General features: G+C 65.4%; 17 protein-coding genes and 3 pseudogenes. 18 read left to right on the plus strand and 2 right to left on the minus strand.

Annotated elements, in window-relative coordinates; all coding sequences use genetic code 11:
- Nucleotides 1-45: 45 nt before the first annotated feature.
- From eccB to G6N61_RS00050, 13 genes and pseudogenes are all read left to right on the plus strand, one after another.
- On the plus strand, nt 46-771 hold the full coding sequence (eccB, locus tag G6N61_RS31060; RefSeq protein WP_268968285.1) for a type VII secretion protein EccB: 726 nt from the start codon (nt 46-48) through the stop codon (nt 769-771).
- A 49-nt stretch (nt 772-820) separates the two neighbouring features.
- Nucleotides 821-1258, plus strand: a pseudogene (locus G6N61_RS31275) (type VII secretion protein EccB).
- A gap of 5 nt (nt 1259-1263) precedes the next feature.
- Nucleotides 1264-1947: a hypothetical protein gene (locus G6N61_RS30565; RefSeq protein WP_235887107.1), complete on the plus strand. Its 684-nt coding sequence runs from the start codon at nt 1264-1266 to the stop codon at nt 1945-1947.
- The gene (eccCb, locus tag G6N61_RS00010; protein WP_235887108.1) at nt 1938-5423 is read left to right on the plus strand and encodes a type VII secretion protein EccCb; all 3486 of its coding nucleotides are present in this window, start codon (nt 1938-1940) and stop codon (nt 5421-5423) included. The genes G6N61_RS30565 and eccCb overlap by 10 nt, the downstream gene beginning before the upstream one ends.
- Before the next feature lie 604 nt (nt 5424-6027).
- Nucleotides 6028-6306, plus strand: a pseudogene (locus G6N61_RS00015) (hypothetical protein); the annotation flags it as partial.
- A gap of 4 nt (nt 6307-6310) precedes the next feature.
- Entirely contained in the window at nt 6311-7639 is a 1329-nt protein-coding gene (locus tag G6N61_RS00020; protein WP_456152510.1) for a PPE domain-containing protein, read from the plus strand.
- 135 nt (nt 7640-7774) lie between these two features.
- On the plus strand, nt 7775-8077 hold the full coding sequence (locus G6N61_RS00025) for a hypothetical protein (protein WP_163916032.1): 303 nt from the start codon (nt 7775-7777) through the stop codon (nt 8075-8077).
- Between the two features lie 37 nt (nt 8078-8114).
- Entirely contained in the window at nt 8115-8408 is a 294-nt protein-coding gene (locus G6N61_RS00030) for a WXG100 family type VII secretion target (RefSeq protein ID WP_163916034.1), read from the plus strand.
- Nucleotides 8409-8422: 14 nt separating this feature from the next.
- Nucleotides 8423-9379, plus strand: coding sequence for an ESX secretion-associated protein EspG (locus G6N61_RS00035; protein WP_163916036.1), 957 nt, complete (start codon nt 8423-8425; stop codon nt 9377-9379).
- 876 nt (nt 9380-10255) lie between these two features.
- Nucleotides 10256-11398, plus strand: coding sequence for a MinD/ParA family ATP-binding protein (locus tag G6N61_RS00040; protein ID WP_163916039.1), 1143 nt, complete (start codon nt 10256-10258; stop codon nt 11396-11398).
- Nucleotides 11399-11432: 34 nt separating this feature from the next.
- The gene (locus G6N61_RS30570) at nt 11433-11762 is read left to right on the plus strand and encodes an EsaB/YukD family protein (protein ID WP_235887109.1); all 330 of its coding nucleotides are present in this window, start codon (nt 11433-11435) and stop codon (nt 11760-11762) included.
- A gap of 22 nt (nt 11763-11784) precedes the next feature.
- Complete coding sequence (gene eccD, locus G6N61_RS00045) at nt 11785-12909, plus strand: type VII secretion integral membrane protein EccD (protein WP_235887110.1); 1125 nt, start codon at nt 11785-11787, stop codon at nt 12907-12909.
- Nucleotides 12910-13251: 342 nt separating this feature from the next.
- Nucleotides 13252-14238 (plus strand): annotated as a pseudogene (locus G6N61_RS00050) (S8 family serine peptidase); the annotation flags it as partial.
- Nucleotides 14239-14506: 268 nt separating this feature from the next.
- Here the strand turns inward: G6N61_RS00050 and G6N61_RS30575 are convergent.
- Nucleotides 14507-15043 (minus strand): hypothetical protein, encoded by a 537-nt coding sequence (locus G6N61_RS30575; RefSeq protein ID WP_235887111.1) that lies wholly within the window; start codon nt 15041-15043, stop codon nt 14507-14509.
- Nucleotides 15044-15191: 148 nt separating this feature from the next.
- Between G6N61_RS30575 and G6N61_RS30580 the strand changes: the two genes are divergently transcribed.
- From G6N61_RS30580 to G6N61_RS00070, 4 genes are all read left to right on the plus strand, one after another.
- Entirely contained in the window at nt 15192-16058 is an 867-nt protein-coding gene (locus G6N61_RS30580; RefSeq protein WP_235887112.1) for a type VII secretion EccE family protein, read from the plus strand.
- Nucleotides 16059-17094: 1036 nt separating this feature from the next.
- Nucleotides 17095-19410 carry a CHAT domain-containing protein gene (locus tag G6N61_RS00060; RefSeq protein ID WP_163916041.1) on the plus strand — a complete coding sequence of 772 codons (2316 nt, stop codon included), beginning with the start codon at nt 17095-17097 and terminating at the stop codon, nt 19408-19410.
- Nucleotides 19411-19420: 10 nt separating this feature from the next.
- Nucleotides 19421-19789, plus strand: coding sequence for a hypothetical protein (locus G6N61_RS00065; protein ID WP_163916043.1), 369 nt, complete (start codon nt 19421-19423; stop codon nt 19787-19789).
- Between the two features lie 65 nt (nt 19790-19854).
- A complete protein-coding gene (locus G6N61_RS00070) occupies nt 19855-20466 on the plus strand; it encodes a hypothetical protein (RefSeq protein ID WP_163916045.1) in 612 nt (203 codons plus the stop codon).
- A gap of 187 nt (nt 20467-20653) precedes the next feature.
- Here G6N61_RS00070 and G6N61_RS00075 read toward each other — a convergent pair whose 3' ends face one another.
- A complete protein-coding gene (locus G6N61_RS00075; RefSeq protein WP_163916047.1) occupies nt 20654-21652 on the minus strand; it encodes a DUF3644 domain-containing protein in 999 nt (332 codons plus the stop codon).
- A 399-nt stretch (nt 21653-22051) separates the two neighbouring features.
- On the opposite strand from G6N61_RS00075, the gene G6N61_RS00080 reads away from it, so the two are divergent.
- A complete protein-coding gene (locus G6N61_RS00080) occupies nt 22052-23161 on the plus strand; it encodes a hypothetical protein (protein WP_163916049.1) in 1110 nt (369 codons plus the stop codon).
- Nucleotides 23162-23180 lie beyond the last annotated feature (19 nt).

A 23180-nucleotide genomic window follows, 5' to 3' on the forward strand; every position in this document is an offset into this window, starting at 1 on the left:
TCGAAGATCGTCGCCGACCGCAAACTTGGCACGATCTTCGTTTCCGTGGACGGTCGGCTCCATCCGGCGCTGAATTTGATATCGGCGCGGCTGATTGCCGGGGAGCCCGCAGAGCCGACATTCGTCAGCCCCGACGACCTCGCCAAGTGGCCTCGGGGTCCGTTGGTCGGCATCGAAGGCGCCCCCACCGAGCCTCCTCGAGTGCTGACGCCAGAAGTGTCGCGCTGGGCAGTGTGCGACACCGCGTCGGAGTCGATGAGCGGCCGCCCCGTCATCACCGGGATCAACGGCGAGCTGACCATGGGGGACCGGGCGCGCGATGTCGGCAGCGATACCGCCGTGCTCGGCACATTCAATGGGCAGGCGTATGTGATCAACAACGGCGTGCGCATGCCGGTGGATCTGTCCGACCGGGCGGTGACGGATCCGATGGGCTTGGATGCCGGCGCGCCGGTGCAGTTGTCGCAGGCCATGGTCGATGCCCTTCCTGCCGGGCGTCCGCTAACGGTGCCCGCGGTGCCGGGAGCCGGTGAACCCACCACGGTAAACCTGGGCACGCCTGCGCCTTTGGTCAACGGATCGGTAGTGGTGTCCCAGGACGTCGCCTCGGGCAACGATCAGTTCTACGTCGTCTTCGACGATGGCGTACAGCCGGTGTCGTCGGTCGTGGCGGCGATGCTGCGGCAACGCGATTCGTTCGGTGCCTCACAGCCGCCCCGCATCTCGCCGGACATCTTGGGTGACGTGCCGGTTCGAGAAGTCTCGACGTGACGGGCTATCCCGCCGAGCCACTCAAGGTAGTGGACTGGCGCGCCGACCCGTGCTGTGCGTCGCATGGGAGCGTGGAGCAACGGACCGGCAAGCCCGCCAGCGTCTCGTGGTCGGTCGCGCCCTGCCGGTGACCGCGGAGCAGGAATCCCACCTGGTGCCCTCGTCGTCGGGGCTGAGGACCAGGGCCGCTTAGCCGATCAAGTCCTCCTGTCCAACAGTGCGGCGACGTGGGTGTCAACGACCGGTGCAAGCGCTGACTCCACTCGCCGAGAAACACTGTGGCTGATCAGCGAGTCCGGCGCGCTACGGCGTCCCCTTCGATGATGAAGCGCTGCAGGGACTGGGGCTCAAGAACGAGGCGCCACGCCTTGCGCCGTGGCCACTGCTGAAGGTGTGGCCTGCGGGCCCCGAACTGTCTCGGCAGGCGGCGATGACGATGCACGACACGTTGGCCGGCTCGGCCCCGATCACCGAACAAGGACGGTAACGCAGATGGCGACAGTCAAGCCCCGCCAAGGCGCGGTGAAGGTGCCGCCCACGATGGGTGGCCGGGTATCAGTGGCGGAACCGCTGGAAGCTCCGCGTCCGATACCCCGAAGTAAGGCCGCGATCATCCTGCCGGTGGTCATGGGGGTTGCCTTCCTCGGCATCATGGCACTGATGCTTTCGCAGCCCGGTCTGCGCAGCGGGACGATGGGCATGATGACCCTGCTGTTCCCCATCATGATGATTATCTCGATGGGGTCCTACATGTTCACCAATCGTGGCGGCGGTGGTGACAAGCAGCTGACCGGGCCTCAGCTGGAGCAGGCGCTCCGCGACTACGCCATGAATCTCGATGAGACGCGTGAGGTCGTGCAGGATGCCGCCCGCGCTCAGCACGCTCAGTTCGAGTACCTACACCCGGAGCCGGCGCTGCTGTCCGGGTTGGTGGGATCGGCGCGGATGTGGTGCCGCACCCCCAATGACCCGGTGTTGAAGGTGTTCTACAGTCAGGTTCGCATGGGGTGGGGCACCTCGAAGGTGGTCAAGGAGTTGGAGACCAACGAGCTGGGCCGCCGGGAGGACTACGAGCCGGTCACCTATGACGCCTCGTCGGCGTTCCTGCAGACCCAAAGCAAGCTGCATAAGGCACCAAAGCCGTTGCTGCTGCGCACACCGCTGGTATGGCGCTGATCGGCCGCGACGGCATGGACACGGTGTACGGGCTGGCGCGCGCCATGATCTGCCAAGCGGCTGTTGCTCATTCGCCCCGCGACTTCAAGATCATGATCGTCACCGACGACATTGCTCGCTGGGAATGGTGCAAGTGGCTGCCGCACTGCGCGCATCCGACGCAGCGCGACCGCGGCGGCCCCACCCGGATGGTGTGGTTGACCGGGGAGCAGATGGACGCGGCAGTAGGCACGGAGTTGCACGGCCGCGACGCCTTCCGCACGGGCGCCACCACGACACCGCACTGGCTGGTGATCGACGACCGCCGTCGCCGAGGCGATGATCGGCATTGGGAAACGATGACCCGCGCCAGCGGCGTGGCGGGGGTGACGTTCGTGGCTCTCTCCGATGAGCCCGGCCGCGGTGTCGGATTCGAAGACACCAATACGTTCTGGGTCTCGCAGAATGAGGTTATCCATCGGGGCCAGTGGTTTTGCCGCCCCGACACCATGGATCTGGCCAGCGCGCGGGTGCTGGCGCGCAAGATGGCCCGCTACCGCGTCGAGGGCGAACGATCACGCAGCGTCATCGACGACGACGCCCTCGACGCCGATCTGTACAAGATCATAGGCATCGACGATCCAGGCAACCTGGATGTCGAGAAGCTCTGGGCGCCAACGTTGTCGGGTCCGCCCTTCGAGGGCAATCCGTGGGGCGCCAAGTGGATGCAGTTCCCGATCGGTGTGGATCCCAACGGAGCACCGGTCTATATCGACTTCAAAGAGACCCATGAGGGCGGCATGGGACACCACATGGTGATCGCCGGAACGACGGGCTCGGGCAAGTCCTCGTTTCTGACGACTCTGATCCTGTCTGCCGCGTTGACTCATTCACCGGAAACGCTGGTGTTCGCGTTCTTCGACTTCAAGGGCAAGACGACGGCCAACATGGTAGCCGGGCTCCCGAACGTCGTTGCCGCCATGGGCAACTTGAAGGACGATTCACTGTGGATCGAGCGCATGGGCGACGTCATCAACGGCGAACTGGAGCGCCGCAAGTCACTGCTCGACCGAGCCGGGATCAGCGAGGTGGCCGAGTACGAGTATCGCCGCATCCATCTCGGGCACCGCCTGGAGCCGCTGCCCGTGCTCATCATCGTCATCGATGAGTTCACGCAGATGTTCATCGAAGCACCCGACTCGAAGAAGATCGTCGATGAGATCGGCCGCCAGGGCCGCGCCTTGAACGTGAAGATGATCTTGGGGTCCCAGCGTCTCGGACACGAGATGCAGTCGGGCATCATGGCCAACATCCCGATCCGTGTGGGTCTGCGGACTCTGGACGCGGGTGAGTCGATGGCCATCATCGGAACCGACGAGGCCAAGCACCTTCCCGAAAAGCCCGCGGGCGCAGGTCTGTTGCGCGTGCAGGGTCGCGATCGGCTGGTGCGCTTCCAGTCCGCGTTCGCCCGCAAGGTTTACCACCCGCCGCGACGGGTGGTCGCCGAAGCGGTGCGCACCCAGGCGGGATACATGGCGCCGGAGGTGTTCACCGCCGCACCGATGGCAGCGATTCCCACCGCACCCAAGCTCGCGGCTGCCCCGGTGGAATCGACCGACACCGTGCTCGGCGCGGACGGTCAGCCGATCCGCGAGATCGAGGCCTCCATTAAGTCGCTCCGCGAGCAGACCAGAGTGCCTGTTCACCAGATGTGGCTTCCGCCGCTTGAGCCGGTCCCGGTCGGGGAGCTGGTGCGTCGTCTGCGGCGCAAGCCCTGGTACCAGGACTACGGACACACTGCGGGTCTGCAGTTCCCCATCGGGATGGAGGACCGACCCTTCCAGCACGCCCAGCGGGTGTACTCCCTGGATTTCTCCTCGGGCAATTGCGCAGTCATCGGCCAGCAGAGTTCCGGTAAGACCACCGCGTTGACGACGATCATTACCGGCGCCGCGATGATGTATCACCCGAAGCGCGTCCAGTTCGTGGTGATCGCCATGGGCGGTCCGCTTCTCAACGACGTCGAGGCCCTGCCCCACGTCAGCTCGTTCGCTCGGGCGGGGGACCGGGAGCGGGTGCAGCGCACGATCGCGGAGATGAAGTTACTGGTCGAGGAGCGCGAGGAGGCGTTCAGTCGACTTGGATTGACCATCGAGAGCTTCCGCGCCCGCAAGTTCGGCGGGGAGGCCGGCCCGGTACCGGATGACGCGTTCGGTGAGGTGTTTCTCGTCATCGACGGGTGGCAGCAGTTCCGGACGACTTTCGGTGAGGACATGATGTCCGAGCTTGGTGTGATCATGGAGCGCGGCAACAGCTTGGGCGTGCGCGCCATCGTCGCCGCGGCTGGCTGGATCGCCGGCGGATTCCCGTCCTGGATGTCGAACTCGTTCACCCTCAATGTTGAACTGTCGCTGGGCAGTCAAGACGATCCGTCGAAGAACAATCGCGATGTCGCCAAGAAGGTTCCCTTCGGTAAGCGTGAGCTGATCGCCGATCCCAACGACGAGAACGCCGAAACCGTGACCGAGACCATCAGCGGTCGCGGTACGTCGATGGCGGGCTACCACTTTCAGGCCGCATTGCCCGTCTTGTCCGCACCGGACGGCCGGACGATAGGCCCCCGCGAAGCCGCTGCGGTCATCACCGAAATGACCGGCATCGAGCAGGTCGCACGGGTCAGGATGCTGCCCAGCACGGTAGGTCTCGAGCAGGTGTTCGCCGCCCAACGCGACGCGCGCCCGGGACTGGTCCCGTTCGGCATCTCCGAGGTAGGCCTGGTGGCGGCGGAAGCCGACTTCAATCGGTCACCACATCTGCTGTTCATCGGCAATCCCGAGTGCGGCCTCTCCAACTCGCTGGCAGCGGTCGCACGATCGATCATGCGGTGCTACCGGCCTGAGGAGGCCCAGATCTATGTCGTCGACCCCGGCAACTCCTTAGTCAGAGTCGTTCAGGGCGAACACCTTGGGCGCTACATCGGCGAAGACGGGGTGGAATCCGAGGGCTACACCTACTACGAGGACGATGTGCGGGCGATGACCCGACACATCGACGCGCTGCTAGCTCCGCGAATGCCCCGCGGCCGAGCCGGGCAGGAAGAACTCGCCCAGGCCACGCGGTCGTGGTCGGGACCGGAGATCTTCGTCCTCGTCGACGACGAGCAGATCGTGGCGGGATGGAGCGCTGGTGCCAACATGTTCCGCGCCGATGGGAAGGGCCCCGCGGTGGAGGGATTGACCAAGTACATCGACCGCGCACGCGAGGTCGGGCTGCACCTTATCGTCGGACGGCGCTTCCCGTGGGGACCGGCCATGTCGTCCCCGCTTGCCGGCCGACTCATCGCACAGACCGCACCGACCGTCGTCTTGGACGGCGCGCGCGCATGGGCGAGCCATCAGAGGCGTGCGCGCAGCCAGGCAGCCGGTAGGTCGCGGCATCTACGTCACCGACCGGCTCTCTGCACCCGCCCAAATCGCAAAGGTCCTGCCCTTGAGTGATCCGGGACAACGGCTCGGAGAGGTCGTGGACGCAGCAAGACTGGATTTGGGCTTGTCCAAGATGGACCTGGCCAAGGTCGCCAGAGTGGGGCGCTCCACCATCACCGACCTAATCAACCGCGGAAAGGTCCCCGGGAAGTCACGCGCGCCCGCATAGAAACCGCGCTCGGCTGGACTGCAGGCAGCTTCGGGACAGTCCTCGACGGCGCCGATCCGAAGCTGCGCTCAGATACCGAGTATCCGATGAGCGGGACCACGAAGGTCCTCGTGGAACAGCTTTCGCAAATCTCGCTGGAAGCCCACGCCGGGGCGGCGGCCGCGGAGACGCTCAGTAGGCGCCTAAGCGTGATTGGCGAGCTTGCGGAATCGGCAGCGCAGCTCGCGGCACGCACCCGCTAAAACAAGTGTCGAGACCATGGGCCAGTAGCGGGGATAATGACAAAGTGACGAAAAGTCCGCACTAAGAGCGGACAGCCGGCGAATACCAAAGTTGTTGAATGCCAATGTGGCTGCGCTGGTGGCAGCCCTTGGCGATCCGCTCTAGTCTCGGCTTATCAAGTTCCAAGGTCCTTAGGGGGCTCATCGTGACCTTTTCGTCGATCCGGTCGGGGTTGCTGCTCAATCCGTAGCTGAAGCTACCGGGACAGCGACAACCGCCGGTGTTCTCACCGGTTCCGCGCCGGCCATGACCGCAGTCGTCCCGATGGGAAGTGAGGAGGTGTCGGCCCTCCTGACGACCGCCATCCAGGCGCACAACGCGCAGTTCCTCGCCCAGACCGGAGTCAACGTCGCGGATCGAGCGATGTTCGCCAGCGACGTCGCGATCTCCGGGGTGATGTCCACCGCGACCGAGGCGGTCAACCAAGCCTCGCTGCTGCTCTGAGAACATGCCGGTCCAATATTGGGGACTGACCCCGGAGGTCAATGCGATTCGGCTGACCACCGGGCCCGGGGCCGCGGCGATGGCACCTGTTCTGACTGGCTATCAGGCCGCCGGGATCACGCACATGCAGCAAGGTGCGCAAATGATGACCACGGCCGCCTCCACTGCCGCCAACAGCTGGTGGGGCCAGGGCGGTACTTCCATGACGGCGGCGGCTGTACCAAAGTCGGAGTGGCAGATCGAGGCCGGTGCTCACGCAGCGAAGGCGGGCGCGCTGATCGGCGAGGCCGCGGCGGCTCACTCTTGCGCGGTCGCCGCGACCATCCCGTACCCGGTGGTCGTCGCGAACCGCATCCGCGAGGCGACGCTGCAGGCCACCAACATCATCGGGCAGAACACGCCGGCCATCGTCGAAGCGGACGTCGAGTACGGCGAGTACTGGGCCCAGAATGCGACGGCCATGACCGGCTACGCCACCGCGGCGGCGGGGATCGCCTCCGGGCTCAGCGTCCCGTTGCGGCCACCGATGGCGACGGCGGGGAATCCCGCGGCTCTGGCCGCTGGGATGGCCAGCATGGGCGCTCAAGGGGTTCAGTCAGGCGTACAAGCATCCATGCAAGGGCTCAGCGCCCCGCTGCAGGCCGCCGGTCAGGCCGTCTCCTCGGCAGCTCCGGCGGCACTGTCGGCGGCCACCAGCGCCGGAACGGGACAATCGGGAGCACAGTCGGGTGGCGATGTCGGCACCACGGGTGCCCCGCAGCTGGGTCAGCCCGGCGGGAGCGAGCTGCTCGGGTCTAGCCAGTCGATGATGGGCATGGCCAGCTCGCTGCCCCAGATGGCCCAGGGCATGACCCAACCTCTGTCCCAGCTCGCGCAAGCACCCCTGCAAATGGGTGGCCAGCTCAGCGGCTTGATGGGATCGATGGGCGGCATGGGTGGCGGGCCCGGTGGCGGCCTGTCGGCCAGCTCGCCCGGCGCCAACCTGGCTTCGTCGATGAGTGGGGTCAACGGAGGGTTCGGCGCTGGCGGTGGACCGGTATCGGCGGCGCTGACCAAACCCGCTGGCACCGGCATGAGTAGCGGCACCATCGGCATGCCCTCGGCCTGGTGGGGCCCGGCCTCAGCGGCGGACGGCTCCGGGGCTACCGGGCAGAACAAGCCGACAGCAGCAGCGCGAGAGGGTATGCCGGCCATGGGATCTGGTGCACCCATGGGCTCTGGAATGCCCGGGGATGATGCCAATGGGCGCGGCCCAGGCCGGACAGCGCCGCGACCAGGGCGCAGGCCGCAGCGAGGACGACACCTCGCTGTCGGTGGTCCTCGACGACGCTGAGGCGATCCCCATCCTGACCGCCAATGGTGTGGTCTACACCGACGGGGGGAGGGTGATCGGCTCGCCGGCAACCGGCGCAACACATGACGACAACAACTCGCACACATCCCACGCGGGAAACGAAAGGAAGTGGACATGTTCCAGACCGACTCAACCAAGCTGCGCAACGCGGCAAGCAGCCTGGACGAAATCAAGAACCAGACGCTTAATGCGCTGGGTCGCTACGTCACGATGAACCAGGACCTCGGCGGTAGCGCATTCGTCGGTGTCGCCTCGGTGGCCTCGATGAAGACCACCGAAGAAGTCGCCACCACCGGCCGCAACGTGTCGGCGCGATTCGATCAGGTGATCCAGGCCATGCAGATCGGCGCCAATGAGTACGACCGCGTCGAGGCCGAGAACCAGGCCCAGCTGTCCAGCGTCGCCACCCAGGCGTAACCCACCCACCGACAACGAATTTCAAAAGGAGATCCCCATGGAGGGTATGCGGTACGACCACGCGAAGATGGCTGACCACGTGGCTGCGCAAGCCGGGTTGGTCGCCCATCTGAACGGCCTCAAGGACCAGGCGCTCAACACGCTTGCTCAGACCCAGGACTTCTGGACCGACAAGGGCGCCAACGCCTACGCCGAGGCCCAGCGCTCCATCGTCCAGGCCTACGAGCAGGTCTTCGAGACCATCAACCGGCACGGTCACGCGACCGGCGGGGCGTCGAGCAATACGTCGGTCGGCGACGCAGCGAACGCCGCCCGCTTCGTCGGCATCTGAGTAGGGACTGACCCATGGGAGCGCAGCTGTCGACCAACTCCGAAGGACTGTGGCTGACAGCTGCGCTCTCTGGGGTCACCAGACTTCCCGCAGCACTGCGGGTCCGACCCGTGGGCGACACCGAAGCCATGCTGGCCTCCCATCCGGGCCTACCCGTTCTCGAGGAAGCGGGGGTGTGCCAGGGGCGCACACTAGATCCCGACGTACAGGAATGGCTTCTCACCCTGGGCCGCTGCGACATCGACGTGTCGATCAGGGTGACCCGACCGGTTGAGCGCGCCGAGCGCCTCACCGGCCCCCCCGAAATCTTTCAACCGCCGGCGGATCCGCTCAAAGAGCCACTCGCCGCTGCCGCCGCGCTACGCGAATGGCGCGCACACCAAGCAGCCGATCGCACAGCGGTCCTGTGCCGCCGAGACGGCAAATGGGTTGTCGCAGCGCGCGTCTGGCAGACCGGCGAGGAGCTCGTCGACGAGGTGACCATCAGCCCTCTGGAGGGCGAAACGACGCTGATCCAGGCCGTCAACGACCTACTCGGCGAGGAACTTCCGGCCGACTTCGAGGGCATCAACATCGAGGCTCAACGCCTGGAGCCGGTGCTGGGGAGCTGGCAATCCGACCCCCAGGGCTACGACGTGATCGGCGAGCTGCTGAAGTTGGGGCTGACCGCCCGCCAAGCTCGCGTCGTCGTCGCAGTCTCCGACACCGGCGCGGTACGAGCCGCCATCGGCGCCACCCAGTATTCACTCGATGGCCCGGAGTTTGCGGCCACCGGAGCGATGGTTGTCGACTCCCTGATGGGGCGAGTGGTCGTCTCCTCCAGCACCGGTGACGATCAGCAGCGCTGGACGATGCTGTTCCCCGGCACCGCGGCGCGCGTCGGACGCGCCGTCAGTGACGTCCTGCAGGCTCTGCCCAGCGGCACGGGCTGGGAGCGGCACCAAAGAAATCAGACATTTCACGCACGCTAATGTGCCTAACGTCGTGGACGCCTGAATTCTGAGATTGATAGCCTCTGTGCGACACAGATATTCACCGATTCGAGGAGCCTTCAATTGCTCCCCGGTGGAAGTCGGCAGGAGGGCGGGGCTAAATGACCGAGTCCAGAGATCAACGATTCTTCGACGCACTGAACAACGCCGGAGACGACGAAGACGACGACCCGACGATGGTTGTACCGAAGACTGCAAGGCCGGGTGGTGAAGCGCGGCCAGCAGCACCGACCGATCCGCCGCCAGGGCTTGCTGGAGATGAGTCGCAGGACGACCCGGCCAGCGGCAGGCACCACATCGACCCTCCGAACGGCGCGGCCGGTGATGCATGGGGTCAGCCGGCGGGGGCGGCCGACTGGGGCCAGCCCGGGCAGCAGGCAGGATTTGACCCGCAGCCAGGGGCACCCATAGAGGCCCACGGTGTGGCCGATGCCTCACCCTCCGATCGTGCCCAGCAGCCCAAAGAATCCGCGGCACAGAACTTCACACCTCCGCAGGACTTCACGCCGCAGAACCTTCCACTCCCGACGAGGGAGCCGGTCGGCCCACCACAGAGCTTCCCGCAGTCGGTGAGCGAGCCGGTCGGCCCACCACAGAGCTTCCCGCACTCAGCGGAGCGGTTGCGCGAGACAGCGGAACCAGCGTGGCCGCCTCGCGGTCCGACCGACCAGGGTCGCGCGCCAGCACCGCCGCCGCCGTGGGAGCAGTCCCGGCCCAGCGGACAACAGTCGCCTCCCACAGGGAGCGCGGACTCGCAGGAGGCACCGGCGGCGCGGCCCGAGCCGCGCCCAGTCCCTCCGGAGGAGCGCACCCAATTCTTGTCGCGAGACATGCTGCGAGAGGCGCTGCCCCGCAATGCAACACCGCCTCCGTCTGCGGGTCGGCCCGGCCAAGGCGGTCCGCCGCGCCCCAGCGCAGGACAACGACAGCCAGCCGCCGGCGGGCTGGACCGGGCGGGGGCCGGAACTGCCGCCTGCAGAACCGAACGCCAGCGGACCGCGTCCGCCGGAATGGGACTGGTCCCAGAGTGGGGGAACTGGTTGCGCGGAACTGCGTAGCGAGCAGATCTCGGCCTCGGAGAACAATGTCCCTCGGAAGATCCCGTCGTCGCGAGGGTGGCGAAAATGGCTCTACTACGGCACGTTCAAGCTCATCAACACCGGCGAGTCGCCAGACGAACAGTTGCTGCGCAACCTCGACGCCACGGTCGCCGGCCATCTGCGCGGCACGTACTCGATCGTCGTCCTGGGCGGCAAGGGAGGCGTGGGTAAGACCACCACCACCGCGGCAGTGGGGTCGACATTTGCCTCGCTGCGCAAGGACAAGACCATCGCCATCGACGCCAACCCCGACCGTGCATCGAACTTGGCCGACCGAATCGACCCCAGCGCGACGAACTCCTACAGAGACGTGCTGTTGGATCCGAATCTGCAGCGGTACAGCGATATTCGCTCTCATGTCGGACAGAACGACCCCGCAGGTCTGGACGTCCTCGGCAACCGGCATCAAAGCGATCGCCAGCCATTGACGGCGCGAACCTATCTCGACACCCACGACCGGCTGCAGCGCTTCTACAGTGTGCTGATCAGCGACTCGGGCACCGACGTCGACCACCAGGTGATTCCCGGCTTGATGAGCCGGGCGGACGCGCTGATCATGGTGGCGTCGACGGCTCCTGACGGCGCCAAAGGTGCTGCCGAGCTGATGGACTGGGCGTATGAGGCTGGCTATCACCGCCTGCTTCAGCGCACCGTGGTCGTCATCAACGACGTGCGGGGGGAGAGCGGAAAGTCTCACCGCAAGTTGGTCGACTCGTTGGTGGAGAAGTTCTCCCGGTGGGTCGGCCAGCAGCGGGTGTTCGTGGTGCCGTTTGATCCTCACATCGCCTCGGCCGGGGTGATCAAGCTCAACGAGCTGCGTCCAGAGACTCGGCGACGGTTCTTGGAGATCACGGCCCAGGTGGCGTCCGGTTTCAACGCCAGCGAGGACCGCCGGTGAGCCGGCCGAGCCCACCGCCCCGGCATTGTGCCGGGTGGCGCTTCTGGTGGGGGAGGACTTCGAGATCGACTACTCGCTGCCCGCTGGGGTGGCGCTGATCGCCGTCACCGAGGATCTGGTGGCGCGGGTCAACGAGGTACTCCGCGAACGGGGCCGCACGATGCTGGACCCCGAGCGGAGCTACCGGTTGTGCCGCGCTGACGCACAACCACTGGACCCGCAGAAGACGCTCGACGAGTGCGGCGTCCTCGACGGTGAGCAGCTGTGGTTGTTGCCGGCGGCCTCGGCCGAAACCTACGAACCTGTCACCGAAATGGTCTCGACCGCCATCGCTCGCGCGGCCAATCAGCTGCTGGCACCCTGACCCCGACGTCGGCCGCAAGGTCGTGGGCTGGCTCACCGCAGGGATCGTGGGGTGGGCCTGCCTCATCCTGGTGAACTGGTGGTGGAGCATCGGCGGCACGGACGCTCACTACGGCTGGATCGGCGCGGCCTCGGCCTCGGCACTTTTGTTGGCGCTGCTCGCGGCCGCCCGCGGGCTGAGCAAGGCCAACGCGGACACGGTTGCTGGCCGGGAGCGCCGCGCAACGGGTCACGCGCTGTCCTGGATCGCCCTCATCCCCGCCGCCGCCGCAGCGGCGATGTCGCTGCCGGGAACACCGGGGCTCTGGCATGTGGCCGCAGCGCTTGTCGCGGTCATCGTCGGCGTCATCGTGCTTGCGACGGTGTGGGGGCGCCACATCGTGGCCATCGCCGCGATGCTGACCGTGAGCGTGTTCGCCTTCGCTGCCGCCGTGGTGGCCGCCTCCACCTGGGAGGTCCGTCCAGAGCGCGTCGCGGTCATCGCCTTGATCGGGGTTATCGTGGCCGTCACCTGGGCCACGACCACGGCCGTCGCGGCATCGGGCGTGCCGACACCACTGTTTCCGTCCGTCACCAACCGCGGAGTGTTCGAGCGACTGCCCGGTCAGCCCGCCGACACGGTGTCACCAGTCGGGCCGACCGGGGTGGCCACCGCCGAGCAGGTGCGGGCATGGGTGATGCGCGGCAACAACACCATGACCGGAATGATGATCGGCCTGGCCGTGGTGACTCTGGTGGCCGCGCGTTACGCGGTGGTCCCCGGCCAGCCGGGCGGATGGCGCTACACCGCGTTCGTCGGCGCGGTCTGCGTGATCCTGGTGCTGCGATCGCGGTCCTTCGTCGACCGCTACCAGTCGGTCACGCTGATGATTGCTGGTGTAGGAGCAGCCGCGGTGGCAATCGGACGTTACGCCGCCAGTGATGCCACCAGCCTCAAGGTCGCGCTGGTCTGCGTCGGGGTCACCCTCGGCATCGCGGTCATGGGTTTGGTCACGGCGCTGGTTGTGCCCTTCCGCGAATACACCGCTCCGATGCGACGTTTCGTGGAGATCATCGAGTACGTGCTGCTGCTCGCGCTGCTGCCGTGGGCGTTGTGGCTGCTCAACCTGTACCCGGTGATCCGCAACGCCGTCAGGCACGGGATATGACCGGCACGCCCCTTGGTGCACGGATGCGGGCCGGTGCCGGTCTGGCGGGCACTGTCGCCCTGCTCGCCGCCACCAGCGTGGGGGCGAGCTGGGCGATCACACCACCGGTGGTCCCAGCCGACCCCGCACCCGCCCCCGATCAGCCGATGAGACAGACCCGAGCCTGCACGCTGACCGGCGTCACCCGGGCAGCGATCTGCGTGAGCTTCCCCGGCGCTGGCGCTGCTGGACATGCCCGCGGCGTGGCAGGAGTCGACCGGAGCGGGGGTCGTCGTCGCCGTGATCGACACCGGGGTCGCACCGTCCCCGCGCCCCCACCTCGTGGCAGGCGGCGATTACGTGATGGGTCAGTACGGCGACGGGCTGGCTGACTGCGACGGTCACGGCACCCTCGTCGCGTCGTTGATCGGCAGCGCACCCTCAGGGGCGCGGCTGCCGGTCCGCCCGGCAGGCGCTCAAGTCGCACCGCCGCCGCCGGCCGCGCCTGCGCCGCAACCGATCCCGCCGCCGCCTCCACCTCCCACGATCACCGTCACCAAGACAACCACCGAGCCGCCGCCACCGCCGCCGCCCGGGCCGCCGCCGGCGTGGGGGCCCGGGCCGCAGGTCCCGCAGGCACCGCAACTCCCGCTGCCACAGGTGCCGCCTCCCACCGGTGGCCCGGATGGTTTGATCGGGATCGCACCGGATGCGGTGATTTTGGGGATCCGCCAGAGTTCGCAGAATTACGGGTTAAAGGACCCTCGGCTCGATCAGGACCAGGAGCAGGCGCGCAGGACCGGTGACATCAACACGCTGGCACGGGCGATCGTGCATGCCGCCAACCTCGGCGCGCGGGTCATCAACATTTCGCTGGTGTCGTGCATTCCGGTGACCAAACCAGCCGATCAGGCGGTGCTGGGCGCTGCGCTGCGCTACGCCGCCGTTGATCGCGACGTGGTGATCGTTGCCGCAGCTGGCAATGCTGGCACCCAGGGCTGCACGCAGAACCCGCCACCGGCGACCGGAGCGTCGGGATGGGACGACGTGGTCACCATTGCCTCGCCAGCCTGGTTCGACGACTACGTGGTCGCCGTCTCGGCCACCGACAACTTCGGTGCCCCCTTGATGAGTCAGGCCGCGTCGCTGCATGGGCCGTGGGTGGATCTGGCCGCACCCGGATCCGACGTCGTGGGTCTGTCGACCTCGGGCAACGTCATCAACGCCTCGATCGACGAGGACAAGTTCAAGCCCCTCATCGGATCGTCCTTCTCAGCCGCCTACGTCTCTGGTGTCGCAGCCCTGGTGCGCGCGAAGTTTCCGCAGATGCCCGCCACCGAGGTCATCCACCGGCTCACCGCCACCGCACACGCTCCCGCCGGCGGACGGGACAACGTGATCGGTTACGGCGTGGTCGACCCGCTCGCGGCGCTGACGTGGGACGTTCCACCCCCCACCGGCCAAGGCGCCGGTGCCCACCGAGGCGCCCTTGCACGTACCGCCACCGCCACCGCCACCGGATCCCCGGCCTGCTCGCATGCTGGCCGCTCAAATCGGGGCCGGGATGGTCGTGGTTGGCGCGGTGTTGTGGGGGGACGACTGTCTGGCGAAGGAAGCATCAGCGATGAAGGAACGCACATGGAGTGCGCGAGCCGACCTTGGCGCCGCGCTGCCCACCGAAGTCCTGGCAGTGCTGGGCACCGCGATCGCCGTCGCCTTCGACGGGCCGTGGTGGGCGGGCGCGGCCGGCGGTGCTGTCGTGGGTCTGCTGCTGTTCGTGGTGACAGTGTCGCGGCTGACGCCGTGGCAGTGGCTCAAGCGGGCCATCGGGCGTCTGCGCCACAAGGAGCACCGCGTCGAGGCCGCAGAGTTCGTCGACGTCGACAGCGACGGGAAGCCCCTGGGTGTGCGCGTCGACGAGCACACGACGGTGACGATGGTCCATGTGTGGGGGCGGCCCTACATACCCACCCTGTTGCGACCGCAGGGCGCGGAGACTCCAAACACTCTGCCGCTGAGCGTGATCGCCGAGCAGATGCAGCGCTTCGGGCTCGGTGTGGACGTCGACGTGATCGCCCAGGGCCGCCGCACCTCCGGCGACAGCTACGGCCAGTTCTACGCCCAGCTCCTGGCTGACCGACCCGCGGCCGGACAACGCAGCACCATGCTGGTGATCCGCATGGACACCCGCTCACCCGACACCACCGCCGGGCTGATGTGGCGCACCGACACCGCGGCCGCGGTCGCGGCAGTAACCCGGCGCATCACGCGCGCTTCGCCAGAGTGGCTGCCGCGCAGAGCCGATGACGGCTGCCGACATGCGCCAGGCGGTCCTGGACATGCACGGTGGCAGCAAGGAAGACATCGAGAGCACCTACCGGGAAGGGTGGAAGGACCTCACCCACCGCGGGAATCACGTCACCAGTTACTACCTCAGCGCCGAGGACCTGACTGCCGAGCGGCTCGACGACATGTGGGCGATCTCCTCCGAGCACACGCTGCTGGCGCTGCACCTGCGCCGCTCGAGCGAGGGGATCACCGTATCGGCGACGGTGCGGTTCACCACCGCTCAACCGCTGCTGGCGCCTCCGGCGGTCATCCTCAACCGCTACAACGGTCGGCAATGGTGGGCGCTGTCCGCGCTGCTGCCCGGCGCTGACCGCATCAAGGACATGCCGACACGAACGTTGACCGCTGACCTGGACACCGCCGTGGCCATCGGCTCGTCCGGGGTGATGCTCGGCAAGGTCGACGACGCGTTCATGCTCATGCCGTTGCGCGACCCGGCCGGCCCCACCCGCATCGTCATCGACTCCGACGACGACCTGGCGGTCCGCCAGCTCATCCGCCGAGCCTCGGCCAGCGGCGAGTTCGTCGCGGCGTACGACCCCCGCCGCCGCTGGACCATGGCCGCAGCGTCCTCGCGGATCTGGAACACCACCGATCTGCGCGCCCAACCGCCACGCCCACCAACGGTGGTGGTGCACAACGGGTCGGCCAATCCCTACCCCGGCGCACTGGTCAGCATCAGCGTGGGCGCAGGTCCTCGGTCGGTCGAGCCCGATGTCCGCATCACCCAGCGCAACGGACGAATCCGGGTCGAGACCGAACGATTCACCGCTCGCCTCGACGCGGTGGCGTTCCGCAACGAGCAGACATTTCTGAACTAGGTGAATGATGATGACCTAGTAGTAGGTTCCGTTGATGTGTGTCCGATTGTTGGACAACATCTTTGAGACACCGGTAACGCAGGAGCGACCCGGGACCCGACCTCGTCCAAGACCGTGGTCGAACGCCGGGTACAGCCCAGCCAGGGCATCTGAGGTGGAGTACGTCTACAACGTGATGGTGCGCAGGCACTTCAACTTCCCGAACAACGACGCACTCGGATATGGCTGGGGTATCTGCGACAAGCTCGGCCGGGGCGTTCCATCCCCGGTGGTCATGGGCAACGTGAGCGCGAGGTCTTCCCCAACGACGAGCAAGCGGCCAACTACGTCGTGTCCTACGCGGTCGCCATACTCTGTCCAGCTCAGATCTGGCAGCTGCGCACCTCGGCCGCAGGCTACGTACCGTCAGGATGACCCGACGAGTCGCCGATCAGTGCCGAGTTGGTCGAATGCAGGTCCGCAGGTCGTCCGAGATCGCCGATAGGAGTCCGTCCTGGCAGTGTTTAACGACCCACCGATCGTTTGACTTCGCCTCGGTTTGAGGAGACTCGACGCAATGGGGTGGGTAGCTACGCGAGTACTACCGTGGCTGCGATCGCATGCGGGTCATATCAATCGCCGATTCGCGTTTGCTGATCCAATTTTTGACGCTACGCTCGCAGCACCATTTTGGGGAGATCGTCAAAGGGGGGAGAGTTCGACTCGATGATTGCCATCGTCGATACCGTCGATGATGCCGTCGACGCACTTCTCGGTCACCAGCCTTCCAAGGTGAAGACCGCCAGTAGGATCGAATCTCTTGGCCTCGGTCCGATTATGCAATCGGCTCCGTCGATAAACTTGCGGTGAAACTGACGGTGAACCAGGACGATTCAGGGTCTCCGGCGGCCGTAGGGCCCGAACCAGCCGCTCCCTCTATCTATCACCTGTGGAGGACAGCCGACGCCGCCGAAACACCGCGTATCGCCGCGCAGCTGCGGGTACCGGGGCCTTAGCGCTGCGATGCCGCTATGAGCTGCTTGTCGGCGGTAGCACCGTGGGCGCGCCGAGCGCTCTATTCGACATCACCGAGGAGCAGTGGCGAACCGAGTTGAATATCTTTGACCGTGCTGAACGCGCGCTGCAGTCCGGCGACTCGACCTCAGCTCGGGATTCGTTCGCGGAGGTGATCGATTCTCATGATCGGCAGCGACATCCCTTGCCGGCTATCGACGCTCGGATCGGGATGGGTGACGTCGACCGCCAAGACGAGCGCATCTCGCCGGCGCTGCGCCATTATGCTGCGGCCCTGAACGACGCGCGCGAATGCGGATACCAGTATGGGCAAGTGCGCGCAGCGATACCGCTTGGGTATCTGCATCTACGAGTCGGCAGCGCCGAAAGCGCTCGCGAAGAATTTCTCGCCGCAGAAGAGCTTGCTCGCCAACATGACTGGAGATTGGACCGCGCAAACGCGTCGGCCGGTCTCGGAGAAGCGCACCATCTCCTCAACGAACCCGTCAAAGCTTTCAAAGCGCTGCTGAACGCGCTCTCAATGTACGAGGCGCTCGGATCACGCGAAGGTATCGCCAATGCGACAGTGCAGTTAGGCGAGACGTGTCGCCGTCGCGGATGGCTGGAGGACGCCAAAGGTTGGTATCGACAGGCTGTCGATGCTGCGGCCGGACTTCCTGTCGCGCTGACCAATGCCTGGGATGGGCTCGGGGAAGCGCACCTCGCCGATGGTGATCGCGAAGCGGCGGTCGCTGCCCACACGACTGCGCTGTCGACCGCCGGGCCCAACTATCCGCGAGGAAGGGCGCATGCGATACATGGGTTGGCTCGGTGCGCGGCTAACGCCAAAACCTGGCGTTCGGCGATTCCGCACTACACCGACGCGGCTGAGTTGTACCGAGAAATCAACGACCTCACAAGCGCGGCCAGCGCCGAGTCCGGACTGGCGCGATGCTATGAGGAGTTGGGCGACATCAAGCAGGGATTGCGCCACCGACTCGCCGCGGTCGGACATGTCGAGACTGCCCGTGCGTCGCAGGCCGCCCATGCGCAGCAGGGAGAGTACTTCGCGAGATTCAGCACCGCCCATGAGATGGCCTTACGTGCAGCGGTGATGGCAGGCGACCCTGCCGCGTTCGTCGCGGTGTTCGAGTCAATTGCGGGCCGTCGCCTTGCGGGCCTGATTGCCAACATTCCAGAGGGTTTCTACGGGCCGCAAGGGTTGGGGCGACTCGTGTTAGAGGCCGAATCTCCGGTCAATCGCAGGCGATTGCTCACGCGCACGCTTAACGACGTCGGTCTGCGGCGAGACGCGACCGGCACTCGCCGAGACGAGTTCGACGAATCTCTTGCAGGCTTGTATACGCCGTTCGATCCCAACCATGTGGATGAACTATGGACTCGCGTCGAGACGGGCGAGGCATACGTATTACTCGTCGTCGTCTTGCACAAGCTCGAAGCCCTCGCCTGGTTCCTCAGGCCACCGCAAGCTGGCTTGGTGCATATCGGGCTGACCGACCTTTCAAATACCGTCACTGAGCTGGTCGGTTCGCTGCATTCGGCGGGGCTGCCGCTCGATGCTCTCCCTAACGACGTCGCCGCGCTCAGCGCGCTCATGCCAAACGAGGCGCTCGAATTGGTCGAACGCGATGTGCCCTTAGTGATTGTGCCCGCGGGCCAGCTGTGGGCTGTGCCGTGGACCGCGGTTCCGGTTTCGGTTTCGGAATACCTCGGCGAGCGCAACCCGCTGTCGGTCGCCCCCTCCTTGACGGCCGTGGCCCACAGCTGCGGCGGGCTTCGCGATCCCGCTGGACCGACCACGGCACATTGGCGCAGTCCACTGGTCAGTCAACACCGCCTCAATGTCTACGCCGGGCGGGCTGGATCGACCCGAGCGTTGACGACTGCCGCCGATTGCCGATCGGCGATCCTGCACGCCGAACACGATCTCGTTGTCGTGCTCTCCCACGGTCGGCCAGTGGGAGATCTGATGCATTGTCTGGAACTTGACGAACACGTCGCGCTGACTCCCGCCGACTTGATGCGTGCCGAGCCACCACCGGCCCTGGCATTGATCGCGTGCTGGGGGGCACATTCCCCGGGGCAAGGGTGGGGTGACCCGTTGTCGATCGCCACCCTCGCGTTAGCGCGGAACAGCCGCAGGATCGCCGCCACAGTTTCGGAGCTGCTCGACGACGCTGCCAGTTCCCGTTTCGTCAACATGTTCCTCGATTACGCTCAGGCGCAACCGATGCCGCAGGCACTTCAACGGGCGACCCAGCGCTGGATGTCGCACCCCGGCTATCGCAACGGCTACCTATCGCGGTGGGCGCCGCTTGTCGTTGTAGGCACATGGTGAAAGGACATTGATGACCGCACTTCCCAATTACGAGACAGACAATCCGAGCGCATACGAGTGGACGGACAAGGCGTTCGATTTGCTCGTTGCGACGAAACTGCGTGCCTCGATCGTGAAGCGCCCCGGCGGGGTCCATGTCGCTGAAGCCCGCGGCGACTGCCCGCGTTGCGAACACGACGTTGACTTCTCCCAACAACTCAGCGCCCCGTTGCCGGGTAAGTCCGGGGGGCTGGGTCGAAGCATCATTACCCTGCCGGCACCCGCCGAATACGCAATTATTGACGTGCGCTGCGACTGCAACGGTTCCCATCCCGGCCGACCGGAGGGAGTGCACCGCGGCTGCGGTGTCATTTTCTCGGTTGAGGTGCTGCGACCGTGACTGCAGCCACTCCACCGCCCTATCGGAAACCCGTCGAAGGACCGGGGGCAGCAAGCCGAGTCAACATGGAGCAATGGGACGCACTCGTCGACAGCAGCATCGAACGTGCCACCGCCACCGCGGAAAAGTGGCGCACCGGGCTCGCCGCCTTCGTCACCGTGGTCACCTCAGTGCTGCTGTTAAAGGGTCCTGACGCCCAGAAGATCGCTCTCCCATGGAATCTCGCCGTCGTCATCCCGCTGGTTGCCGGAGCCGGCCTGATGATCCTGGGCCTGTGGCGGGCACTGGAAGCCAGCGCCCCCAGCCTGACAACCGTTGACTACACGTCGGTTGTGGCCACCTACGGGACGGTGCGTGCTTATCTGGTTGCCGCCGCCACCGCGGTGACAGCGCAGGTGGACAAAGCGAAGTTCTGGGTGGCGTGGGCCTTGGTCGCCTTCGCCTTCGGGATCGTTGCCTGGTGGCTCGTCCCGATAAAGGAAGACGCACCGAAACCCCTCATGACGGTGACTGACCATCGAGGCATCGTGGTGGCTTGTGGCACCTTCGTCGAGTCCAAAAACAACACCATCACGCTGCGTCCGAGGGGGACCGATACCACGGTCACAGCCGTGTTGCGTGATGTTAGCGCCATTGCCGTCGCGGACAAGTGCGGTGAAAGCAGCGACGGCGGGTGAGCCTCTCTGTGCGCCGAAGTCGTGGGCAGCCAACGGCGAGTCTTGAAGGCGACGGAGTTGGGCGTTATCGGCGAAACCGCCGCGTCCCTGCAGAAGAAGTCGTGGTGACGAACAGACCGGCGCGAGACTCGCCCACGGGTCCCGATCCGAGTCAAGATCTGGCTGGAATGCCCGGGCCGGCCCGCGCTCACTTCGTTGTCTGCTGGGCGGCCCTGTATTCGGCGCGCACGCGGTCGTAGTCTTCGTCGGTCAGCGAGACGAGGTGGGTCACGGCGGCTGGTGACCACGCATACGAGACCCCCTTGCTGTGTTTCCAGGCATACGTCTCTTTGCTGCGCAGGTCTTCCTTCCAGGAGAGCACCTGATGGTCGTAGGTGGTGAGCGTGCGGCCTTTTCGTTTGGCGTTCACCCGATCCAGCAGCTCCTTCAAGCTGAAGGGGTGTGTGACGTTCGGGTCGGTTTTTTTCACCACGACCTGTCCGGTTGCGTCCGGGGACACCGCGACGACGAGATCAGCGCTGGTCATCTTCTTCACCGACCGTAGATTGATGTCGTAGATAGTCGCGATTCGGGCGACGTCACCGCCGGCGGTCTCTACCGCATCCATCATGGAGCGCAGCTCGCTGATGAACTCCTGAACCTCTCTGACCATCGTGGAGCTCGTATCGACACGCATGAAGGACACAGCATCTGCGGGCGCCGTGGCACCTAACGGGAGCAGCTGCCAGGTCATTGAGTTGGCAAGATCTTTTTTAAACGTCGCCAGCATGAAATCTCGATAGTTCAACACGTTCTGCTGCAGGAACGGGTGAATGACCGCACCCAACCCTCGGGCGTTGTAGAGGTGAATGGCGCGGTTGCGGTACTCGGACAGGGCTTTAACGTTGGCCGTGACCCCCGTGCCATCGATGCCCTGGGGCCACAGACCGTAGTGCCCCACGCGATTCAATGCGTCGTCCAGCCCGATCGTGCGGTACTTCTCGTCGGGCTTCTTGGGGTAGTAGATCGAGGACCGGTTGCGGCGCAACGCCGCCTTCAGCGCCAGCTCCCACGCGTTGACGACCAGCATGACTGCCAGCTCATCGCGGTAGGTGATCTGCGGCTTGTTGTACAGCTCGACCGCGGCGAGCATTGCGGCCATCGAGTTGTCCGCCAGCCGCCGGATCGACACATACGGCGCCGCCATGGAGGCTCCCTCCCAGTGATCAGTCGGTGAGACCGCTCCATGCGCCGGCAACTGGTGCCAACCCATTGAGCGCGCAAGCCCTTGAAGTTACTCGCGGGGGTGACCGTACCGGGCAAGGGTGCGGCGGTGCGGAGTTAGTTGCACTGGGAGTGAGCGCTTCATTGGCGTGAAACGACAGGCCGGGTGAGTCGTTCTGAATTTTGGACACGAACGTGAGACAAATCGCGGTGGACACGGGCTGAGACGCCGCGCGTCACCGCAGTTCAGCGACATGCGATTGGACATGAAGTTTGAGAAGTCACAAGGGTAGCCCGGCTTTGGTCACACGGGCGCCGTCGGCGAAGGTCGCTGACTCCCGGGATCGTGCCGACTGTTTCGGGGGTTACTATCATTCGCCCCGTGGCAACAGCGAACGAGTTGAGGCGGTGGGGGATGGTTTTGGATCAAATCCTCATCCCCTACGACCAACCCATGTCCGTCGTCCGCATGCTCGCGGAAGCCGGCAAGCCCTTTCCCCACCCCCAAGCTGTGCACGTTGCAGCTCAGATGCTTGTGCGGCCACTTATTGCAGCGTGGGAGGCGAATCCTCCAGAGGAAGGCAGTGACCTGTGGAAATGGATTTTCCCTGCACGTGCAGCCGCCACAAACATGGATCCGCGCTCGACGAACACCAACCAATTCGTCACCTATATCGAACTCGCCAGAAAGGCGCGTGAACTGTTGGCAACAGGCGGTGGTGAACCGCTCTCCCTAGACAGCCTGCTGAATGACCTCACCCTCGACGTCAAGCTCGCAGTGCTCGTCGCACGCCTCGGCCATAACGGGATCTTGCAGCTCATCGACCGCCGAATCTCAGCAGCTGCACGCGCCGCCACCCGGCAAGAGGCCGAGCCTGGGCCCCACCTGGACCTCTTGACGCTAGAAGCCACCGAGGCACCAAGCTATCGGACAATGAGCTACTCGGACATCCGCGCTATGGCAGATCCGGGCGTCGCCACTATAGAGGAGTACCTGCATGGCGATCCAAAAGCAGAACAAGCTCCCATTCTCAAATACTTCGCCGCACAGTGGGTCACGCACATAACCACCCTCTGGGACGAGCACTACAGGCCCGCGCTCGCCGAACTGCATAGATGCGAAAAGAACGACATTGGATCAGAACTGTTCGCCGATCTGAACAAGATGCGACAGGATTACGTCCACAACCAGGGAATCGCGAGCAGTAGACAGTCAAAGAATAAGCGGCTGAACTGGTTTGAAGAAGGCGACCAGATGATTCCGACTTCCGAAGACTACGAGAAGTTGTTCGCGGAAGTACGAGCAGAGTTGGAGTTCCTGCGGAAGGCGCCCACGCCCAAGACGACACCCAATCGAACGGCGATCAAAGGGACGGTCCCGGTCGACCTTCGCAGCATGTTCAAGACGACTGCGGCTGCCGCGGGTTTAGGCGCCAACGCAGCTTTGGAAGAAGCGGTACAGCTATGGATCTCATCCAAGCAGGCGGACTAAAAGTTTCTGAAAACGGCTA

The organism is Mycolicibacterium arabiense, from assembly GCF_010731815.2.
GTDB lineage: Bacteria > Actinomycetota > Actinomycetes > Mycobacteriales > Mycobacteriaceae > Mycobacterium > Mycobacterium arabiense.

Bases quoted from the DNA above. Each gene is read 5' to 3' on its own strand.
- G6N61_RS00075 (WP_163916047.1), bottom strand. From the start codon at position 21,652: ATGGCGGCGCCGTATGTGTCGATCCGGCGGCTGGCGGACAACTCGATG.
- G6N61_RS00065 (WP_163916043.1), top strand. From the start codon at position 19,421: ATGACCGCACTTCCCAATTACGAGACAGACAATCCGAGCGCATACGAG.
- G6N61_RS30565 (WP_235887107.1), top strand. From the start codon at position 1,264: ATGGCGACAGTCAAGCCCCGCCAAGGCGCGGTGAAGGTGCCGCCCACG.
- eccCb (WP_235887108.1), top strand. From the start codon at position 1,938: ATGGCGCTGATCGGCCGCGACGGCATGGACACGGTGTACGGGCTGGCG.
- G6N61_RS00040 (WP_163916039.1), top strand. From the start codon at position 10,256: ATGCAACACCGCCTCCGTCTGCGGGTCGGCCCGGCCAAGGCGGTCCGC.
- G6N61_RS30580 (WP_235887112.1), top strand. From the start codon at position 15,192: ATGACGGCTGCCGACATGCGCCAGGCGGTCCTGGACATGCACGGTGGC.
- G6N61_RS00025 (WP_163916032.1), top strand. From the start codon at position 7,775: ATGTTCCAGACCGACTCAACCAAGCTGCGCAACGCGGCAAGCAGCCTG.
- G6N61_RS00035 (WP_163916036.1), top strand. From the start codon at position 8,423: ATGGGAGCGCAGCTGTCGACCAACTCCGAAGGACTGTGGCTGACAGCT.
- G6N61_RS00030 (WP_163916034.1), top strand. From the start codon at position 8,115: ATGGAGGGTATGCGGTACGACCACGCGAAGATGGCTGACCACGTGGCT.
- G6N61_RS00020 (WP_456152510.1), top strand. From the start codon at position 6,311: ATGCCGGTCCAATATTGGGGACTGACCCCGGAGGTCAATGCGATTCGG.
- G6N61_RS00070 (WP_163916045.1), top strand. From the start codon at position 19,855: ATGGAGCAATGGGACGCACTCGTCGACAGCAGCATCGAACGTGCCACC.